Below are 17,837 nucleotides of genomic sequence, written 5' to 3'. Positions count from 1 at the left end.
GGGTCCCCCAGGACTAGCGGCCGTAGGTGTCGGTGAAGCAGTAGGTGGTCTTGATCTCCGGGTACGCCAGCGCCAGCGCGGGCGACTCGCCGCACGCGGCCTTGTCCGCGGTGTCGGTGAGCACCTTCACCTTCACCACCTGGAGCCCGCCGCACGGCGCCGTCTGGAACTCGGCGTTCAGCGAGGCGGCCGTGAAGTTGTAGCACTGGCCATCGGTGAACACGGGGATCAGGCACAGGTTCACGCTCTTGCGACCCGAGTAGCCGTGGTACTTCGTGTAGGACTCACGGTCTTCGCCGCACTTCTCGCTCTGCGAGCCGAGCACCTTGCTCACCGTGTAGTTGTGCAGGTCGCCCTCGCAGGAGACCGGTTCGTACTTGATGTTGAACGATGCTCCTGACACCTTCGCGCAGTCGCCGACCTTCGCCTGCGGCAGGGCGGAGGTCGTGACTGTGGGGCTCGGGGTGGTGCTGATGGCGGTGTTGAGGCCGCCGTCCTTGGAGAACCAGTAGAGGACGAAGGACATCATCCCCAGCAGCAGCACACCGAGCACGCTCGCGATCACCAGTCCGACACGGGAGGCAGGCTTCGAGGGGGTGACGGGCGGTTGGGTGGGCGGTGCGGGCCACCCAGGTGGCGAACCGGCCGCCTGGGTGGGTGGCTGGGCGGGCAGTCCCGTGGGCGCGGCCCACACGTTCGCTCTTTCGCCGGGCCCTTCCGGTTCGCCGGGCCCTTCCGGTGTGGCGGGCCCTTCCGGCGTGGCGGGTGGGATGGGCGGAGTCGTCATGGATGCCCCCTCGGCGTGGACGCGGATGTGATCGTCTGGCCGACGCGAGCAGTCCCCCCAGACTTCCGCCCATCCTAGGACCTCAGGTCCGCACCGTCTCCGCCAATCCGGACAACGCGGCGGGCAGCGGCTCGTGGTGCAGCACACCGAGCCGTTGCGTGGCTCGGGTCAGCGCCACGTACAGCTCCGCCGCGCCGCGCGGGCCGTCGGCCAGGATCCGTTCCGGCGCCACGACGAGCACCGAGTCGTACTCCAGGCCCTTGGTCTCCGCGGCGGGCACCGTGCCGGGCACGCCGGGCGGGCCGATCACGACGCTCGTTCCCTCGAAGCCCGCCTCCACGAGCTCGAACTCCTCGATCGCGGCCGCCAGTTCGGACTCGGCGATCTGCCGCGCCCACGGCTGGACACCGTTGGCGCGCACCGATTCCGGCGCCTGCACGTCCGGCGCGAACTCGGCGAGCACGCGGGCCGCCACGGCCATGATCTCCGCGGGCGTGCGGTAGTTGACCGTCAGCGAACGGTACTCCCAACGGCCCTTCACGTACGGGTCCAGCATCTGGCCCCACGACGTGGCGCCCGCCGCCGCACGACGCTGCGCCAGGTCTCCCACCACCGTGAAGGAACGGCCGGGGCAGCGGCGCATCAGCACTCGCCAGTCCATTTCGGACAGTTCCTGCGCCTCGTCGACCACGACGTGCCGGTAGGTCCAGCTCCGGTCCGCGAGCGCGCGTTCGACGAGCGTGCGCTGGTCGTGCTCCTCGAAGCGCTCCGCCAGGTCCTGCTCCGTCAGCATGTCCGTGGCGAAGAGGTGGTCCTCGTCGTCCATGTGATCAGCGCGGCTGATCAGGCTGTCGAGCACCTCGGCGGCGTAGCGGGCCTCGGCCTGGCGTTCCGCCGCAGCCGCCTGGTCGACTGCCTGCTCGGTGCCGTCACGGCCCAGCAGGTCGTGCAGCTCGTCGAGCAACGGCACGTCCGAGACCGTCCAGGGCGAGCCCTCGGCGCGGTGCAGCGACGGGTCGCCGCCCGCCTCCGCCAGGAGTTCCGGCGACGCGTACAGCTCGCCCAGCAGCTCGAACGGCGTCATGATCGGCCACAGCGAGTCGAGCGCCGCGACGAAGTTGTCGTCGTCGGCCAGGTCCCTGGTCAGGCCTGCCCGCATCTCCTCCCAGGCGACCTTGTCGGACCGGGACATCCAGCCCTTCCCGATCCGGCCGATCGCGCGTTCGGTCAGGACGTACGTGACGATCTCGCGGAACACCTTGCGGGCCTCGTTGTGCGGCAGGCCGCTGTCACGCGCCTCCTGCCGGGCCCATTCGGCGACGTCCGCGGTGATCGGGACGACGACGTCCTTCATCCCGATGGGAATCGGCTCGGACGGCAGCTTCTGGCGCGCGGCGACGGCGGCCTTCAGCACGCCGGCCATCTTCAGCGAACCCTTGAGCCGCGCCACGTCCGGGGTGTCTTCGTCCACAGCGGACAGACCGGGCAGCAGGCCGCCGGTGGTCGTGAACACGACGTCGGACTCGCCCAGCGACGGCAGCACGCGGCCGATGTGGTTGAGGAACGCCGGGTTCGGGCCGACGACGAGCACACCGTGCCGTTCCATGCGTTCGCGTTGCGTGTACATGAGGTACGCGACGCGGTGCAGCGCCACGACGGTCTTGCCGGTGCCGGGACCGCCCTCGATCACCAGCACACCGGGGTGGTCGAGCCGGATGATCGCGTCCTGCTCGGCCTGGATCGTCGCCACGATGTCGCGCATGCCCTCGCCGCGCGGCGCGTTCAACGCCTCGAGCAGCGCCACGTCACCCTGCTCCTCACCGAGCCTGCCGAACACCTCGTCGGTGAACGCGGCCACGCTGCGGCGGCGGGTGAGGAACTGGCGGCGCCTGCTCATGCCCTCGGGGTTCGCGCCGGTGGCGGTGTAGAACGGCCGCGCGGCCGGTGCCCGCCAGTCGAGCAGCACCGGCTCGAAGTCGTTGTCCTCGTCGAACAGCCCGATCCGGCCGATGTAGGACTGGTCACCGTCGACGCCGTCCAGCCGGCCGAAGCACAGGCCGTAGTCGGCCACGTTGAGCCGCTTCATCTCGCGGTGACGGGCGCGCACCTCGTTGTCGCGGTCCATGGCGGTCTCGCCGGTGCCACCCAGTGCTGACTGGTACGCGGCCTTCACGCGCGCGCGTTCGGCATCGAGCCGTGCGTACAGACCGGCCACGTAGTCGCGTTCGGACTGCAGTTCTTCTTCGTAACCCACGTGATCCCCAGTGCGCCTGTGTTCTGGCATGAGCGATGAGTGTGAACGATGCACGGGGTCTTGTGGCAAGGCCCCCCGTCTGCTATACGGTTATAGGGGCAGGGAACGGAGATCCGTTCCCTCTTTTTCGTTTGCGGCCGGGGTTCATCATTGCCGTGTGAACCTGCCGTACCGCTGGGACCTCGTGACGCCCGACCAGCTCGGGTCGTTGCTCGACGGCACCGCCGAACCCGACACGTGGTACCTCGACGACCTCGCCGAGTGCTCCGGCAAGGTGCTGGCGCGCAGCGGAAACGGCGACCTCGTGTTCGTCGGACGGTCGCTCGACTCGATGTTCGACCTGCTCAGCGGAGCGTTGGAGGACACGGACCGCGTCCTGCACCGGTTGCCGTTCTCGTTCGAGCGCGGGCGCGGTCTCGCCTCCCCGGAGCTCACGCGCGCCCGCGAGATGCTCGCGGAGATCGGCGTCACGCCCGCCGCGCTGGCCAGGCGCGACCGGCCCGTCACGTTCGTCGACGTGGTGCACGCGGGCTCGACGTTCACGAAGCTCTTCGGGCTGCTCGACGACTGGATCACCGGGGAACGCGAGACGTGGCCTGCGATCCGGCGCAAGCTCCGGTTCCTCGGCGTCACGAGCCGCGAGAAGACCAGCCCGAACACGTGGCGCTGGCAGCAGCACGCAGAGTGGACGCGCTGCCTGCCCGCTTCCGCCGTGGTGAACGTGTCGCTCGACGAGTTCGTCTGGTCCTACTTCGGCAACCACCAGCCCAAGCTGACGTGGCCCTACAAGCTGCACCGGTGGCGCGAGTACCTGCCGGAGGCCAAGCACGACGAGCGCACGCGCCAGGCCCTGGCCGAGGCCGTGCACCTCGTGCAATCGGGGCGCACCAGGGAGGTCCGGCGAATGATCGCCCGCGCGATCGACGGCGAGCCCGCGCTCACCGAACCCTGGCTGCGCACGCTGTTCCGCGAACTGAGCTAGTTCGTGTGCTCCATCACCATCATCGCAGTCGTCCCCGGCTCCAGCGCCTTGCAGATGTGCGGCAGGTCCCCGGGATAGACGATGTAGTCGCCCGGTCCCAGTTCGACCGGGTCGTCCGCGAGCCCCGCCAGGCACCGCCCCGACGCCACGATCATGTGCTCGACGCTGCCCGGCACGTGCGGCTCGGACTCGCGCGCCCCACCCGGCTCCAGCGCGAGCCAGTAGATGTCGTGCTTGGTTCCCGGACGGCACGCGGCCAGCAGCGTTGCCGAGTAGTGCGCGCGTTCGGAGTGAATGACCGGGCCCTCGCCGGCGCGGATCACCTGGACGCGGGGCACGGCCGGTTCGACCAGGCGGCTGAACGGGACGCCCAACGCCACGCCCAGGGCCCACAGGGTCTCCACACTGGGGTTTCCGCTGCCGGACTCCAGCTGGGAGAGCGTCGACTTGGCGATTCCCGCCTTGCGCGCGAGCTCGGTCAGCGACATGCCGGTGCGATCCCGCTCACGGCGGAGGTTGGCCGCGATGAGGTCGAGTGGTGCGTTCGACACAGAAGTCCATCCGTTCGGCTTGACGAACACCCGTCTGGTGTTCATCGTAGTGGGTGATGCGTTCGATATGGCGAACTCTTGATGCTGTGCTCCTGCGTGACGTGGCCGCGGTGGCACTGGGTGCCGCGGTCACCGGTGCCTCCTTCGGCGCGATCTCGGTGAGCTCCGGCCTGGCGTGGTGGGTGCCGGTGCTGATGTCGGTGGCGATCTTCGCGGGTGGCTCGCAGTTCATGGCCGTGGGCATCGTCGCCGCGGGTGGCAGTCCTGCCGCCGCGGTGCTGGCCGGGCTGGTGCTCAACGCGCGGCACCTGCCGTTCGGGCTCGCGATCGGGGACGTGCTGGGCCGCAGCCCGCTCGCCCGGATCGTCGGCAGTCACCTGCTCATCGACGAGTCGACGGCCTTTGCCATGGCGCAGAAGGATCCCGCGAGAGCGCGGGCGGCGTACTGGGCGTGTGGCGTGGCGTTGTTCATCTCCTGGAACACGGGTGTGCTCGTCGGTGCGCTCGCTGGACAGGCGATCGGTGACCCGATGACGTTCGGGCTCGACGCGGCGTTCCCCGCGGCACTGCTCGCGCTCACGTTGCCGGCTCTCAAGGACGCGGCCACGCGCAACGCGGCGCTCGTGGGGGCTGCGATCGCGCTGGCGACGACGCCGTTTCTTCCCGCTGGTGTGCCTGTGCTGCTCGCGCTCGCCGGTCTGTTCGTGTTCAGGACGAAGAAGGAGGAGCCGTGCCCGTCACCGCGATCCTGATCCTCGCGGCCGGCACCTTCGCGATCCGGTTCGCCGGGCCGTTGCTGCGCGACCGCGTCACGTTGCCCGACCGAGTGCGCGAGCTGCTCTCGGCGAGCGCGACCGTGTTGCTGTTCGCGTTGGTGGCGATCTCGGCGTTGACGAGCGGCAAGCAGTTCGGTGGTTTCGCGCTCGCGATCGGCGTGGTCGTCGGCGGGATCGCGGCCTGGCGCAAACTGCCGTTCGTCGCGGTCATCGTGCTGGCCGCACTCACCACGGCCGGGTTGAGGTTTGTCGGAATTGCATAGAATTCAGTGCTTCCGCACGTGCGAAAAGAGCAGATTCGTGTGCACCTCCGTCACTTCCCGGCGACTGGTGAACTTGTCCAGCACCAGTCGTTGAAGGTGACCGACGTCCGATACCGCGACGTGCACCAGGAAATCTTCCGGACCTGTCACGTGTGAGAGTGCGAGAGTTTCGGGCAATGAGAGCACGTACGACATGAACGGGTCGACGATCTCCTTGGTGTGCGGCCGGATCTTCACCGCGAGCATCGCCTGGACGTGCCGTCCGAGCGCGTTCAGGTCGACCTCCGCGTGGTAGCCGGTGATCACGCCGCGCTCCCGCAACGCCCGGTGCCGGACCACCGCCGTCGACTGCGCGACGTTCACGCGTTCGGCCAGGTCCTTGTTCTGCAGCCGCGCGTCCTTCCGCAGCTCCCGCACGATGGCCTCGTCGATCGAATCCAGCACGGCTTCTCTCCCTTCCACCGAATCGGCTGCGGTTCATCGACCGCTCTGCCGATGAAGTCTCCACCATTCGGGCCATGACGCGCATCGAGACCATCGCAGTGCACGGCGGCCGCGACGACCTCGCGGAGCTCGGCGTGCACGCACCTCCCATCGACCTGTCCACCACCTACCCCGTGCCTGACCAGGCGCTCGGCGGGGAGGCACTGGGTGAGTGGGCGACGGGCGCGGCACGGGCCGGCTCGCCCGTGTACGCGCGGCTGCACAACCCGACGGTCGCGCGGTTCGAGCAGGCGCTCGCGTCTCTCGAGCACACCGAGGCCGCCGTCGCGTTCGGCAGCGGCATGGCCGCGGTGACCGCCGTGATCCAGGCAGCGTGCGTGATGGCCGGAAAGCCGCACGTCGTGGCCGTGCGGCCGCTCTACGGCGGCACGGACCACCTGCTGTCGTCCGGTCTCCTGGGCGTCTCCACCACCTACGTCGAAGCAGGTCTGGTGTCCTCCGCGATCCGGCCGGACACCGGGCTGGTCGTCGTCGAGACGCCGGCGAACCCGAACCTGGACCTGGTCGACATCGACCACGTCGTGCGCCAGGCCGGTTCGGTGCCGGTGATGGTCGACAACACCTTCGCGACCCCGATCCTGCAGAACCCGGCCCTGCACGGGGCCTCCTACGTGCTGCACTCCGGCACCAAGTACCTCGGCGGGCACGGTGACGTGCTCGGCGGCGTCGTGGCCTGCTCCGAGGACCGCGCGGCGGCGTTGCGGCAGGTCAGGATCATAACGGGCGCCGTGCTGCACCCGCTGGGCGGCTACCTGCTGCACCGCGGGCTCGCCACGCTGCCCCTGCGCGTCGAGGCGGCTTCACGCTCGGCGGCGGTCCTGGCCGTGCGGCTCGCCGAGCACGACGCCGTCGAGTTCGTGCGCTACCCGACCGCGTCGCTGCAGATGCGGGGGACCGGCGCGATGATCGCGTTCGGCGTGCACGGCGACCCGACCGAGGTCGTGCGGCGGCTGGGTCTGATCACCCCGGCGGTGTCGCTCGGTTCGGTCGACACGCTGATCGAGCACCCGTGGGCGCTCACCCACCGGCTCGTGCCCGGAGAAGATTTGCGGGCCTCGGGCGTTCCGGAGAATTTGCTGCGCATTTCAGTTGGACTTGAGTATGTGGAAGACATTTGGGACGACCTGAACGCGGCGTTGTGTGACGTCGATTACGTTAAGCCTTCCCCAAATGATTACTTGGCGATGAGCGCGGCTCACTAGGGTCCCGATGCATCAGCGCGTCGGGGCGCGGGAGGTTCCGACGCGAGCATTTTTCCGTTTCGGAAGGAACCTCCTCGTGAGTTCTGTGGAAACTGATGCGGACGGCTACACCAAGGCGTTGAGCAAGCGCCAGGTGCAGATGATCGCAATCGGTGGCGCGATCGGCGTCGGCCTCTTCCTGGGGGCGGGCGGACGCCTCGCCACGGCGGGGCCGTCACTGATCCTGTCCTACGCGTTGTGCGGTCTCGCGGCGTTCTTCGTCATGCGCGCGTTGGGCGAACTCGTGCTGCACCGCCCTGTCGCCGGCAGCTTCGTGGAGTACGCCCGCGAGTTCATCGGCCCGTGGGCGGGCTTCACGTCCGGCTGGATGTACTGGGTGAACTGGGCGATGACCGGCATCGCCGAGATCACCGCCGTCGCGATCTACATGCACAAGTGGTTCCCGGACCTGCCGCAGTGGATCACCGCGCTGGTCGCACTCGTCGTGCTGGTCGCGATCAACATGTTGTCGGTCAAGCTCTTCGGTGAGCTGGAGTTCTGGTTCAGCGTGATCAAGGTGACGGCGATCGTCGTCTTCCTGGTCGTGGGTACGAGCCTGGTCATCGGCAACGCGGACGTCGGCGGCACCACCGCGTCGGTGTCCAACACTCTCGGCCACGGCGGCCTGTTCCCGGCGGGCTTCGGCGTCGCGCTGATGACGTTGCAGGCGGTCGTGTTCGCCTACTCCGCCATCGAACTCGTCGGTATCGCGGCAGGGGAGACCAAGGACCCTGAGAAGATCATGCCGCGCGCGATCAACGGCGTGGTGTACCGGATCGCCATCTTCTACGTCGGTTCCGTGCTGCTGCTGACGATGCTTCTGCCGTGGGACCACTTCACCGGCACCGAGTCGCCGTTCGTGACCGTGTTCTCCGCGCTGGGCATCCCGGCGGTCGGCGACATCATGAACGCCGTGGTGCTGACCGCCGCGCTGTCGTCGTGCAACTCGGGTCTGTACTCGACCGGCCGGATTCTCAGGTCGTTGGCGCAGAAGGGTGAGGCGCCCGCGTTCACCGGTCGCATGAACTCCCGGCACGTGCCTTACGGCGGCATTCTCTTCACCGGTGCGGCTTATCTCTTCGGCGTGGTGCTCAACTACACCGTGCCCAAGGAGGCGTTCGACATCGCGATCGCGGTGGCGTCGCTGGGCGTGGTGTCCACGTGGGCCACGCTGATCATCTGCCAGATGCGGTTGCGCAAGAAGGCACTGGCGGGCGAGGTCGCGCGGCCGTCGTACCGGATGCCGGGCGCGCCGTACACGTCGTGGGGAACGCTCGCGTTCCTCGCGCTGGTGATCGGGCAGATGGCGTTCGCGGGCACGGCGGAGAAGATCGCGTTCTGGTCGATTCCGGTGCTGGCGCTGGTGTTGTTCCTCGGCTGGCGGTTCGTGAAGTCGCGCGAGCAGGCCGCGGCACAGCAGGAGCAGCTGGTCTCGGTCGACTGACACCAGCGTTGGAGAGGGTCTCCTCGACTGCCGTTGCGGCGGTGGACGAGGGGACCCTTTCCTGGTTGCTCGACTCGGATCCGGCGATTCGGTGGCAGGTGCTGCGCGATCTCTGCGACGTCCCCGCGGCCGAGTAGGACCGAGCGCGCCCGGATCGCCGTGGAGGGGTGGGGCGCTTCGTTGCTGTCCCACCGGGACGCGAACGGCCGGTGGACACCGACGCTGTACGGCGAGAAGTGGTAACTCGCCTGGCGGACGTGCCTCTGGCTCTGATGGCGTCTGCAAGTACCACCAACTCAACATCAACAGGCACTTCCCTACTACCAACAGGGCCGTGCCGCACAGCCGGCGACGAGCGGGTTGGGTGCAGGTAGCGGCGATTCGATCAAGAGTTGGTGGTACTTGCAGACGCACTCGGCACCAACGAGCCCCATGGATCGGACAAGACTCCTGGCCAGGGGCTTAGCGGTGACGCGGCTGCGCACCGCACCCCGGCAAGGTCTGGTTCGAACTGGAACCACGCGGAGCCCCCAGCCGGTGGAACACACTGCGGGCTCTGCGGGTGCTCCGTGCCCGGCACGCCCGTTCTTCTTGAGCACGCGGGGCCCCTTCGTGCACTCAGAGTGAACGAAAGCTCCCCGCGTGTCTTCAGGAAACGGGGTAGAACTGCGCGTACCAGCGTCGCAGCGCCTTGATCCCGCGCTCGTGCTGGAGCAGCACCGGACGGGCCTGGTGGACCTTGTGGTCCCAGATGCGGACCTCCTCCCGCACCTCGGCGAGCGCCTGCGTGCGGAAGACGAGCTTGAGCGCGGGCGCGAGGAACGGCAGCCCGGCGGGTTTGCGGACGTGGTAGAGCATCCGCAGCTCGCTCGTGCGGTCGTCGATCGGCGTGGTGAGTGCGATGGCGGTCAGCGAGAGCATGCTGCCGAACACCCGCACCACCATGACGCCGGGTCCGTACATGAACACGTCGAAGGTGTTGTCGACCTCCCAGGCCAGCACCTTCCGCGCGAAGCGGCCGCGGACCTCGGCGAACGGCCCGTCCACGACCAGGTTCTGCACCGGCGGTTCGCTCTGCCCGTGGATGAAGTGGAAGTGGGACTCGTCGACGATGTTCTCGCGCATCTCCTGGATGTGGATGCGTGCGGTCTGCACGTCGTCGATGGGGCTAGCGAACTCGCGGGCGGTGGCCTCGGGGATCTCCGGCACCTCCCAGGTCGGGTCCGGCCCGGTGTGGACGAAGATCAGCCCGCTGTGCTCCCGGACGTCGAACCCGCCGATCGACACCTTCGGCGGCCGGGCGGCGAACGGCGCGTGCGTGCACCGGCCGTCCGCGCCGAACCGCCAGCCGTGGAACGGGCACTCGACCTCCCCGTTCACCACCTTCCCGCCGACGCCGAGGTGCGCGCCGTAATGCGGGCAGTGGGCGTCACGCACCGCGGGCCGTCCGTCGGGGCCGCGGAACGCGATGAGCGCCCGGCCGAAGTAGTGCAGGGGCACGACCTTCCCGCGAGGGAGCTGGACGCTGCGCAGGACCGCGTACCAGCCGTGCGGCACGAACGGCATCGGGTACTCGTCGGCGCGCGGATCGCGGGGCAGGGTGGTCATGTGGTCATCGATGCTGGACACGTCAACGAGTTAACGTCGTTAACTCGACAGGATCGACGTCCGTCGGGAGGAAAAACGATCACTGCGCGCTGGGCTGAAACGCCCAGGGGCAACCACTGCCAACGGCCCCCGGCGCGTCAAATATGCTGGTGGACATGGTTGTCGCTGCCCCACCCGTCATCGGAGTGCTCGCCCTTCAGGGTGACGTCCAGGAGCACTTGGTCTCGCTGGCCAAGTGTGATGTCACCGCACGCCCCATCCGCCGTCCGGAGGAGCTCGACGAGCTGGACGGCATCGTCATCCCCGGCGGCGAGTCGACGACCATCAGCAAGCTGCTCGACAACTTCGAGCTGCTGGAGCCCCTGCGCGCGAAGATCAAGGCCGGCCTCCCCGCCTACGGGTCGTGCGCGGGCATGATCCTGCTGGCCGACAGCGTCCTGGACGGCCGCGAGGACCAGCACCAGCTCGGCGGGCTCGACGTCACGGTCCGGCGCAACGCGTTCGGACGGCAGATCGACTCCTTCGAGACGGACCTCGACCTGGCCGGCGAGACCGTTCACGCCGTGTTCATCCGGGCACCCTGGGTGGAGGCGGTGGGCGGCGACGTCGAGGTGCTCGCTACGGTGCCTGTTACGGCTGAAGCGGGGGACGCCGCCGGTAGGATCGTCGCGGTCAGGCAGGGCAACGTGCTGGCGACGGCGTTCCACCCGGAGCTCACGGGCGACGAGCGCGTTCACCGCCTGTTCGTTGACATGGTCCGAAGTTCGACGGAGGAGAAATGAGCGGCCACTCAAAGTGGGCGACCACCAAGCACAAGAAGGCCGCTATTGACGCCAAGCGCGGCAAGCTCTTCGCGCGGCTGATCAAGAACATCGAGGTGGCGGCCCGCACCGGCGGCGGCGACCCCGACGGCAACCCGACGCTCTTCGACGCGATCCAGAAGGCCCGCAAGAACTCGGTCCCGCTGGACAACATCGAGCGCGCCCGCAAGCGCGGCGGCGGCGAGGAAGCCGGCGGCGCCGACTGGCAGACCATCATGTACGAGGGCTACGGGCCCAACGGCGTCGCGGTGCTCATCGAGTGCCTCACGGACAACCGCAACCGCGCCGCCACCGAGGTCCGCACGGCCATGACCCGCAACGGCGGCTCGATGGCCGACCCCGGCTCGGTGTCGTACATGTTCAGCCGCAAGGGCGTCGTGATCGTGCCGAAGGCGGGCACGACCGAGGACGACGTCATGATGGCCGTGCTCGAGGCCGGTGCCGAGGAGGTCAACGACCTGGGAGAGGCCTTCGAGGTCGTCTCCGAGGCGGGCGACCTGATCCCGGTGCGCAAGGCTCTCCAGGAGGCCGGCATCGACTACGAGTCGGCCGAGTCGAGCTTCCTGCCGTCGGTCTCGGTGCAGCTCGAGGCCGAGGGCGCCAAGAAGATCTTCAAGCTGATCGACGCGCTGGAGGACTGCGACGACGTGCAGAACGTCTTCGCCAACTTCGACGTGTCGGACGAGGTCATGGCCGAGGTCGGCTGAGACCCGCACGCAACGAACGCCGGTCCTGCGGGGCCGGCGTTTTTTGCTTTCCACCGGTCGGCCAGGCGGGCGAACGCGACGGGCGGGTCCGCGTCGGTGCCCGCCCGGTCGCGGCCACCAGGCCGGCGAGGAGCGTGTCCTGACAGGTGGGGCCGGGGTCGAACGGGCCGCGCGTCGCGAGGAAGTGCGCGAAGAGGGTCGACACCGCCGTGCGTCGTGCTCGTCGACTGGCTGATGCCGCTGCTCGCTGCCGCGCCAGAGCGTGGCCCGCCGTCAGGACAGTTCTGGACCTGGACGTGCGCGGTCAGCTCGCGGACGAAGCGCTCGCTGCGTGTGGGAGGCGAATGTCGAACTCACTGGTGTCGAGCCAGAACTTCGTTGAGGAACGCATGCCAGGCGTCTGCCGAGACGGGCAGGTGGGTGGCAGGCGCCTTGCTGTCCCGGATGCCGACGCCGCGCCCGATCTCCACGCAGTCAGCACCGCTACCGCTGTAGCTGCTCTTGCGCCAGATGGTCATCAGTGGCCCTCCAAGATGCTGTCGATCACCGCCCTCGATTCTGCATCATCCAAAGCGACGGCAGCGAGGTGTTTGAGGGTGGTCTCGTAAACCTTGACGGTCTCGGCGTCGTCGAGGAAGAGGCAGCGGTTCAGAGTCTCCAGATAGACCACGGTCGGGTACTTCGGGAACTCCATCACGTAGAAGCCGCCCGACGTGCCTGCGTGCATTCCCGCCGACGCCGGGATGACCCGGATGCTGACGTACGTCCGCACCGACACCCTCAGCAGATGTGCCAGCTGCTCCCGCCAGACCTCCAGGCCACCCACCTGCAGCCGCAGGGCGAACTCGTGCACGTAGAAGACGAACTGGCGGCTTCCGTCGAGGATCTTCGCCCGCACACTCCTCGCCGCGGTGACAGCGGGGACGTCGTCGGCCTCGATCACGGGTGAGGCCTCGGTGACGACCTGGACGTACTCGGGAATCTGAAGCACGCCCGGCACCAGGGTCGGCGACCACGCGATGATCTTCTTGGCCTTCTTCTCGTGCTCGATGAAGGTGTGGACCTGGTCCGGCACACCGTCTTCGGGGAACTGGAGCCAGCCCTTCTCCCCGGACTCCAGGAACAACGCCACCAGGCGTCCCCGTTCCTCGGCGGTAGTGCGGCAGTAGGCGAGAAGGGCGATGACCTCTTCCTTGGTCACGCCGCCTTTGCCTGCCAACAGATCCGAGATCTTGGCTTCCTGCCAGCCGAGCAGTTCGGCGAGCCTGCGTTGCGTCAGTCCCGTGCGCTCGATGGCGGTGCGGACGCCGTTGCCGAACTCGCGGCCCACCACACTGGATTCTCTCTTGGGCATGGCGGAACGCTAGGAGTCGAGGTGGGCCGGACTCCATCGTTCACGGCCAAATCTGCCTGAAGGTGGGAGTCTTGGAGCAGCTCCAAGCAGGCATAAGGCACTGAAGAGGTGCCGTAGGGTGGAGTGCGTGCTTTCCGACGAAGACATCGAGCTGCGTGCCCGGCTGCTCTCCATCTCCGACCGGCACGGTCACGCCACCATCGTCGTGAACCCCGACGCCGAGGGCGCGGGGTACGTGTTCTCGGTGGGGGCGTGGCGGCGGTTCGGCGTGGCCGAGGCGGTCGTCATCGGGCTCGACCAGGGCATGGGCGAGACGCTGATCAACGCGTACGTGAAGCGGGCCAGCGGCGGTGAGCGGTTCGTGCCCGGCCAGCTGTACTTCGACTTCTTCGCGGGCGTGCCGATCACGTTCGAGCGGGTGTACAAGGGTTTCTACCCGGAGTTCTTCGGCAGCGCGTACCTGCTCTACGACGGGTCGGAGTTCGCGGCCGTGCAGATCATCGTGCCGACGCCGCAGGGGAAGTGGCCGTGGCAGCCGGACGCGCCCGAGGGTTTCCACGACCACCAGCTGATCCTCACCGAGAGCGGTCTGCCGGAGAGCTGGACGCCGGGGGTCACCGGGCCGTGACCGTCCACATCGGACCGATCGCGCGCGAGCACGCGGGCGAGGTCATGACGGTCCAGCGTGCCGCGTACCTCCAGGAGGCCCGCCGGTACGGAGCGTGGGACCTGCCGCCGCTCGTGGAGACGCTCGACGAGATCCGCGCCCACCTGAGCGACGGCACGCCGGCCCTCGGGGCGTTCGACGGGGCGAGGCTCGTCGGGTCGGTGCGCAGCCGGGTCGACGGCGACCGCATGGAGGTCGCCCGGCTGGCCGTCGCGCCCGACGTGCAGGGCGGCGGCGTCGGGCGGCGGTTGCTGCAGCACATCACCGCGCAGGCGCCGGGCGAGGTCGAGGTCGTCTGGCTGTTCACCGGCGCCGAGAGCGACGAGAACCTGAGGTTCTACGAGAGCGCCGGGTTCGTCCGCACGAGCGAGCACCTCGACGCCGTGGGCATCAGGTGCGTCACATTGGAGCAGAAGGTCATCTGAGGTTCAGGGACTGGTCACGCGCGACTGGCACGGTCTGGAAGCGGTCCACCCACGACCAACCACCGGTGCGGACGTCGATCACACGTCGGCTGATCCGTCCGGCACCCGCTGCCCCCGGCGCATCCGGCGCCGGGGGCAGCGTTGTGCGGAGACCAAAACGTTGTCCGGAGCTCGTTGTCCGGTCGTCCAGCTTCGACACCGGACAACGATCTACCTGTAGAAAGGCCGTGCGGTCGACCGCTTCCGGGGGATCCGGGAGACCGCGGGCCGGGGGAGGAGCGCCCCGCCTCGCAGGAGGCAGAGGGGGATGCGGGGCGGGGCGCTTCAGAAACTCAGTTCTCGTTGAGGAACTTCTGGGCCAGGGCCTCGCCCTGCGACGTGGCCTTCCCGTGGTCCTCGATCGGGGAGACCTTCGAGTTCTTGAAGTAGAGGTAGTGCACCGGGCCGTCGGTCCCGCCGCTCTCCGGGTTCGGGTTGATGCCGAGGTTCACCGCGGCCGCGTAGGACGCCTCACCGATGATCGCTTTCGGGCCCGTGTCGCCCACGACGGCGTACTCGACCCTGTTGTTGTAGATGACGGCCACGACGCCGCCGCCCTGAATGCCGAACTTCCGGTAGTCCCAGGTGCCGCTCGCACTGGGTACCACCACGTACGGGAGCTTGTCCGCGACCAGCGGCTTGCCCTTCGAGTCGTGGAAGGCGGTGTCGGGTTGGAACCACGGGTCGGTGTTCTCGTTGCACTTCGACGTCCGCTGGCCGTCGCAGTCGATGTCCAGGTCGGCCTTGTACCAAACCGCACCGTTCTTGCCGCAGACCGGGATGTTCGCAGCGGTCTCGGAATCGCTGCGGTACTTGCCGCTGGAGATCTGCTGGCACGACGTCAGCTCGGCGAGCAGCTGCGCGGCGCTCGGCCCCGCCGCCTGGGCGGCGGGGGACGCCACGAGGGAAGCGACGAGCGCGGACACGGCGAAAAGCCCTGGGGCGAGCTTGCGCATTTCCACCTCTTTCGACAGGGAACTTTCCTGACTGAAAGCGGCGGTGTCATCACTCTGCGCAACTCATGTCGCGGGTGTCAAGGCGCTAGGGCTTACGTCCCAGAAGTCCTATCAGTCGTGTTTGGTCGTCCGCGTCCGAGGCGACCGGAACCGGTGTGTCGAACAGCGGACTTTGGCTCCACTGCTCGATGTTCCGCTCCACGTACCCCAGAACGGTCGACGCCAGGTCGGGGTCGATGCGTTCGCTCGCGCCGATCGAGCGCGCCAGGTCCCACGCGTGGACGGCGAGGTCCGTGGTCATCTGCCAGCAGTACTCCTCGGCGTCGATCGTCCCCGACGACACGCTCACGGTCTTCGTCAACGCCGACGGCTCGAGCCACGCCTCGCGCGCCGCCGCGGCCGCGACCACCCAGGACACCAGCGGGTCGTCCCCGAGGTTGTCGTGGTCGAACCGGTCGCCGACCTGTTCGACCGTGCAGCCGGCGAGCAACTCAGGGGCCCAGAGCTGTTCGTAGACCAGGTGACCGACCAGGTCTCTGACGGACCACTCCCGGCAGGGCGTGCCGAGCACCCACTGGTCCGGTGCGATCGCCCGCACCCGCCGGTCGAACTCCGTCATGGCCACACCGTGCGCCTGGATCAAGTCCATCCCAGCAGTGCATCAAATCCCGCTCAAGCCCGCACCCCGGCGTGAGAGTTGGGCCACTCGGACGCAACCCGAGTTGTTAGCGGTACGAACGTTCGGCGTAATGTGCCACGGATCCGCCGTGACATCGTTGACACGAGAGGACGATGACGTGAGCGCTCCCAGCGCCAGCATCTCCGCGCAGGACAAGGGCTTCTTCGGGCACCCCCGAGGCCTGTCCACGCTGTTCTTCACCGAACTGTGGGAACGGTTCTCGTTCTACGGGATGAAGGCCATCCTCGGCCTCTACCTGTGGACAGCCGTCTCTGAAGGTGGCCTGGGCGTCGACAAGGCGCTGGCCCTGTCGGTGGTCGCCATCTACGGCACCGCGGTGTACATGTCCGGCGTGGCCGGCGGATGGCTCGCCGACCGCGTCTGGGGCGGCCAGCGCGCCACGTTCTACGGCGGCGTGCTGATCATGTGCGGCCACATCGCACTGGCGCTGCCGATCGGGATCACGGGCGTGTACCTCGGCCTGATCTTCATCGTCCTGGGCACCGGCCTGCTCAAGCCGAACATCTCCACCGTCGTCGGCGGCCTCTACGAGAAGCACGACACGCGCCGCGACGCCGGCTTCACGATCTTCTACATGGCGATCAACATCGGTGGGTTCGTCTCGCCGTTGATCACCGGCGCCCTGGCCGACGGCATCAGCTTCCACGCCGGGTTCGCCGTCGCCGCGGTCGGCATGGCGCTCGGCCTGGTCCAGTACCGCATCGGCCGCAAGAACCTGCGCGGTTCCGCCGCCGTGGCGCCGAACCCGTTGCCGCAGCAGGAGAAGGGTCGCGTCTACGGCCTCATCGGCGGTGTCGTGGTCGCGATCGGCGCGCTGGGCGTCGTGGCGTACCTGCTGGGTGGCGTCGAGGGCGTCATCCTGATGATCAGCATCATGTCGATCGTCCTGCCGATCACGTACTTCACCGTGATGTACCGCAGCAAGAAGACGCTGCCGGAGGAGAAGCCGCGCGTCCTGGCCTACATCCCGCTGTTCATCGCGGCCGCGATGTTCTGGCTGATCTTCGAGCAGAGCGCGTCGGTCATCGCGGAGTTCGCCGACTCCCACGTCGACAACCACGTGTTCGGCTGGGAGTTCCCGGTCGCGTGGTTCCAGTCGATCAACCCGATCATGATCATCGCGCTGGCGCCGGTGTTCGCCTGGCTGTGGCTCAAGCTCGCCGACCGCGCGCCGTCGACCCCGCGCAAGTTCGCCGGTGCACTCGTGCTCGTCGGTCTGTCGTTCGTGCTCATGTACTTCGCGAGCAACTCGGCCGCCGACGGCAAGGTGACGCCGCTGTGGCTCGTGCTGATGTTCCTGATCATGACCTGCGGTGAGCTCATGCTGTCGCCGGTCGGCCTGTCCGTGACGACGAAGCTGGCGCCCAGGGCGTTCGCCTCGCAGACGATGAGCCTGTGGTTCCTCGCGGTCTCGGCCGGCACCGGTGTGGCCGCGCAGCTCGTGAAGTTCTACACGACGAGCCCGTCCGCGTACTTCTTCACGCTGGGCGGCGCGGCGATCGTGCTGGGCGCGGCTCTCGCGGTGGCGACGCCGGTCATCCGCAAGCTCATGGCGGGCGTGGAATAACGATGAACGGCGCTTTTGTCCACCTCAGGTGGACAAAAGCGCCGTTCATCCAAAAGGCGAGAGGGAGGCCCGTCGCGGCGGCGGTGCGGCGGGTCTCCCTCTCACCTACAAGGATGCACTACGCAGATGTGTCATTGGGGCACGAACATTGCTCCAGCCGGGTGAAGTCGAGCACGTGCTGCGACGAATTT

The 17,837-nt window shown here is 68.2% G+C and carries 19 protein-coding genes; 10 read left to right on the top strand and 9 right to left on the bottom strand.

Annotated elements, in window-relative coordinates; genetic code table 11:
* Positions 1–13: 13 nt before the first annotated feature.
* Both ACFOWZ_RS17025 and helR read right to left on the bottom strand, forming a co-directional pair.
* Positions 14–787 carry an LppU/SCO3897 family protein gene (locus ACFOWZ_RS17025; protein ID WP_382373525.1) on the bottom strand — a complete coding sequence of 258 codons (774 nt, stop codon included), beginning with the start codon at positions 785–787 and terminating at the stop codon, positions 14–16.
* An 82-nt stretch (positions 788–869) separates the two neighbouring features.
* The gene (helR, locus tag ACFOWZ_RS17020; protein WP_382373523.1) at positions 870–3,041 is read right to left on the bottom strand and encodes an RNA polymerase recycling motor ATPase HelR; all 2,172 of its coding nucleotides are present in this window, start codon (positions 3,039–3,041) and stop codon (positions 870–872) included.
* A gap of 157 nt (positions 3,042–3,198) precedes the next feature.
* On the opposite strand from helR, the gene ACFOWZ_RS17015 reads away from it, so the two are divergent.
* Positions 3,199–4,023: a hypothetical protein gene (locus ACFOWZ_RS17015; RefSeq protein WP_382373521.1), complete on the top strand. Its 825-nt coding sequence runs from the start codon at positions 3,199–3,201 to the stop codon at positions 4,021–4,023.
* On the opposite strand, the gene ACFOWZ_RS17010 is transcribed toward ACFOWZ_RS17015, so the two are convergent.
* Positions 4,020–4,619, bottom strand: coding sequence for a helix-turn-helix domain-containing protein (locus tag ACFOWZ_RS17010; protein ID WP_382373519.1), 600 nt, complete (start codon positions 4,617–4,619; stop codon positions 4,020–4,022). The genes ACFOWZ_RS17015 and ACFOWZ_RS17010 overlap by 4 nt on opposite strands.
* An 11-nt stretch (positions 4,620–4,630) precedes the next feature.
* Between ACFOWZ_RS17010 and ACFOWZ_RS17005 the strand changes: the two genes are divergently transcribed.
* Both ACFOWZ_RS17005 and ACFOWZ_RS17000 read left to right on the top strand, forming a co-directional pair.
* Complete coding sequence (locus tag ACFOWZ_RS17005) at positions 4,631–5,326, top strand: AzlC family ABC transporter permease (protein ID WP_382373517.1); 696 nt, start codon at positions 4,631–4,633, stop codon at positions 5,324–5,326.
* The gene (locus tag ACFOWZ_RS17000) at positions 5,305–5,613 is read left to right on the top strand and encodes an AzlD domain-containing protein (RefSeq protein WP_382373515.1); all 309 of its coding nucleotides are present in this window, start codon (positions 5,305–5,307) and stop codon (positions 5,611–5,613) included. The genes ACFOWZ_RS17005 and ACFOWZ_RS17000 overlap by 22 nt, the downstream gene beginning before the upstream one ends.
* Before the next feature lie 3 nt (positions 5,614–5,616).
* Here ACFOWZ_RS17000 and ACFOWZ_RS16995 read toward each other — a convergent pair whose 3' ends face one another.
* Positions 5,617–6,057 carry an Lrp/AsnC family transcriptional regulator gene (locus tag ACFOWZ_RS16995; RefSeq protein ID WP_030466175.1) on the bottom strand — a complete coding sequence of 147 codons (441 nt, stop codon included), beginning with the start codon at positions 6,055–6,057 and terminating at the stop codon, positions 5,617–5,619.
* A gap of 74 nt (positions 6,058–6,131) precedes the next feature.
* Here ACFOWZ_RS16995 and ACFOWZ_RS16990 point away from each other — a divergent pair, with 74 nt between their 5' ends.
* Positions 6,132–7,319, top strand: coding sequence for a trans-sulfuration enzyme family protein (locus ACFOWZ_RS16990; protein ID WP_382373512.1), 1,188 nt, complete (start codon positions 6,132–6,134; stop codon positions 7,317–7,319).
* A 139-nt stretch (positions 7,320–7,458) separates the two neighbouring features.
* Positions 7,459–8,802 (top strand): amino acid permease, encoded by a 1,344-nt coding sequence (locus ACFOWZ_RS16985; protein WP_382375057.1) that lies wholly within the window; start codon positions 7,459–7,461, stop codon positions 8,800–8,802.
* A 648-nt stretch (positions 8,803–9,450) separates the two neighbouring features.
* Here the strand turns inward: ACFOWZ_RS16985 and ACFOWZ_RS16980 are convergent.
* Positions 9,451–10,431, bottom strand: a complete 981-nt coding sequence (locus ACFOWZ_RS16980; RefSeq protein WP_382373510.1) for a Rieske 2Fe-2S domain-containing protein — start codon at positions 10,429–10,431, stop codon at positions 9,451–9,453.
* Between the two features lie 134 nt (positions 10,432–10,565).
* Here ACFOWZ_RS16980 and pdxT point away from each other — a divergent pair, with 134 nt between their 5' ends.
* Both pdxT and ACFOWZ_RS16970 read left to right on the top strand, forming a co-directional pair.
* Entirely contained in the window at positions 10,566–11,192 is a 627-nt protein-coding gene (gene pdxT / locus ACFOWZ_RS16975) for a pyridoxal 5'-phosphate synthase glutaminase subunit PdxT (protein WP_382373508.1), read from the top strand.
* A complete protein-coding gene (locus ACFOWZ_RS16970; protein ID WP_382373506.1) occupies positions 11,189–11,938 on the top strand; it encodes a YebC/PmpR family DNA-binding transcriptional regulator in 750 nt (249 codons plus the stop codon). The genes pdxT and ACFOWZ_RS16970 overlap by 4 nt, the downstream gene beginning before the upstream one ends.
* A 353-nt stretch (positions 11,939–12,291) precedes the next feature.
* Here ACFOWZ_RS16970 and ACFOWZ_RS16965 read toward each other — a convergent pair whose 3' ends face one another.
* Both ACFOWZ_RS16965 and ACFOWZ_RS16960 read right to left on the bottom strand, forming a co-directional pair.
* A complete protein-coding gene (locus ACFOWZ_RS16965) occupies positions 12,292–12,456 on the bottom strand; it encodes a DUF397 domain-containing protein (RefSeq protein ID WP_382373504.1) in 165 nt (54 codons plus the stop codon).
* Complete coding sequence (locus ACFOWZ_RS16960; protein WP_382373502.1) at positions 12,456–13,292, bottom strand: helix-turn-helix domain-containing protein; 837 nt, start codon at positions 13,290–13,292, stop codon at positions 12,456–12,458. The genes ACFOWZ_RS16965 and ACFOWZ_RS16960 overlap by 1 nt, the downstream gene beginning before the upstream one ends.
* A gap of 127 nt (positions 13,293–13,419) precedes the next feature.
* Here ACFOWZ_RS16960 and ACFOWZ_RS16955 point away from each other — a divergent pair, with 127 nt between their 5' ends.
* Both ACFOWZ_RS16955 and ACFOWZ_RS16950 read left to right on the top strand, forming a co-directional pair.
* Entirely contained in the window at positions 13,420–13,920 is a 501-nt protein-coding gene (locus ACFOWZ_RS16955) for a DUF4262 domain-containing protein (RefSeq protein ID WP_382373500.1), read from the top strand.
* Complete coding sequence (locus ACFOWZ_RS16950) at positions 13,917–14,384, top strand: GNAT family N-acetyltransferase (protein ID WP_382373498.1); 468 nt, start codon at positions 13,917–13,919, stop codon at positions 14,382–14,384. Before ACFOWZ_RS16955 ends, ACFOWZ_RS16950 begins: the two co-directional genes overlap by 4 nt.
* Positions 14,385–14,716: 332 nt before the next feature.
* On the opposite strand, the gene ACFOWZ_RS16945 is transcribed toward ACFOWZ_RS16950, so the two are convergent.
* Positions 14,717–15,379 carry a glycoside hydrolase family 75 protein gene (locus ACFOWZ_RS16945; RefSeq protein ID WP_382373496.1) on the bottom strand — a complete coding sequence of 221 codons (663 nt, stop codon included), beginning with the start codon at positions 15,377–15,379 and terminating at the stop codon, positions 14,717–14,719.
* A gap of 85 nt (positions 15,380–15,464) precedes the next feature.
* Positions 15,465–15,998, bottom strand: a complete 534-nt coding sequence (locus tag ACFOWZ_RS16940) for a TIGR03086 family metal-binding protein (RefSeq protein ID WP_382373494.1) — start codon at positions 15,996–15,998, stop codon at positions 15,465–15,467.
* Positions 15,999–16,176: 178 nt separating this feature from the next.
* On the opposite strand from ACFOWZ_RS16940, the gene ACFOWZ_RS16935 reads away from it, so the two are divergent.
* Positions 16,177–17,646 (top strand): peptide MFS transporter, encoded by a 1,470-nt coding sequence (locus ACFOWZ_RS16935; RefSeq protein WP_382373492.1) that lies wholly within the window; start codon positions 16,177–16,179, stop codon positions 17,644–17,646.
* Positions 17,647–17,837: the final 191 nt, after the last annotated feature.

Origin of the sequence: Lentzea rhizosphaerae (assembly GCF_042649515.1) — a bacterium.
GTDB classification, from domain to species: Bacteria; Actinomycetota; Actinomycetes; order Mycobacteriales; family Pseudonocardiaceae; genus Lentzea; species Lentzea aerocolonigenes.
The sequence above is the reverse complement of the archived record's forward strand: the minus strand, read 5'-3'. Positions and strand labels throughout refer to the sequence as shown.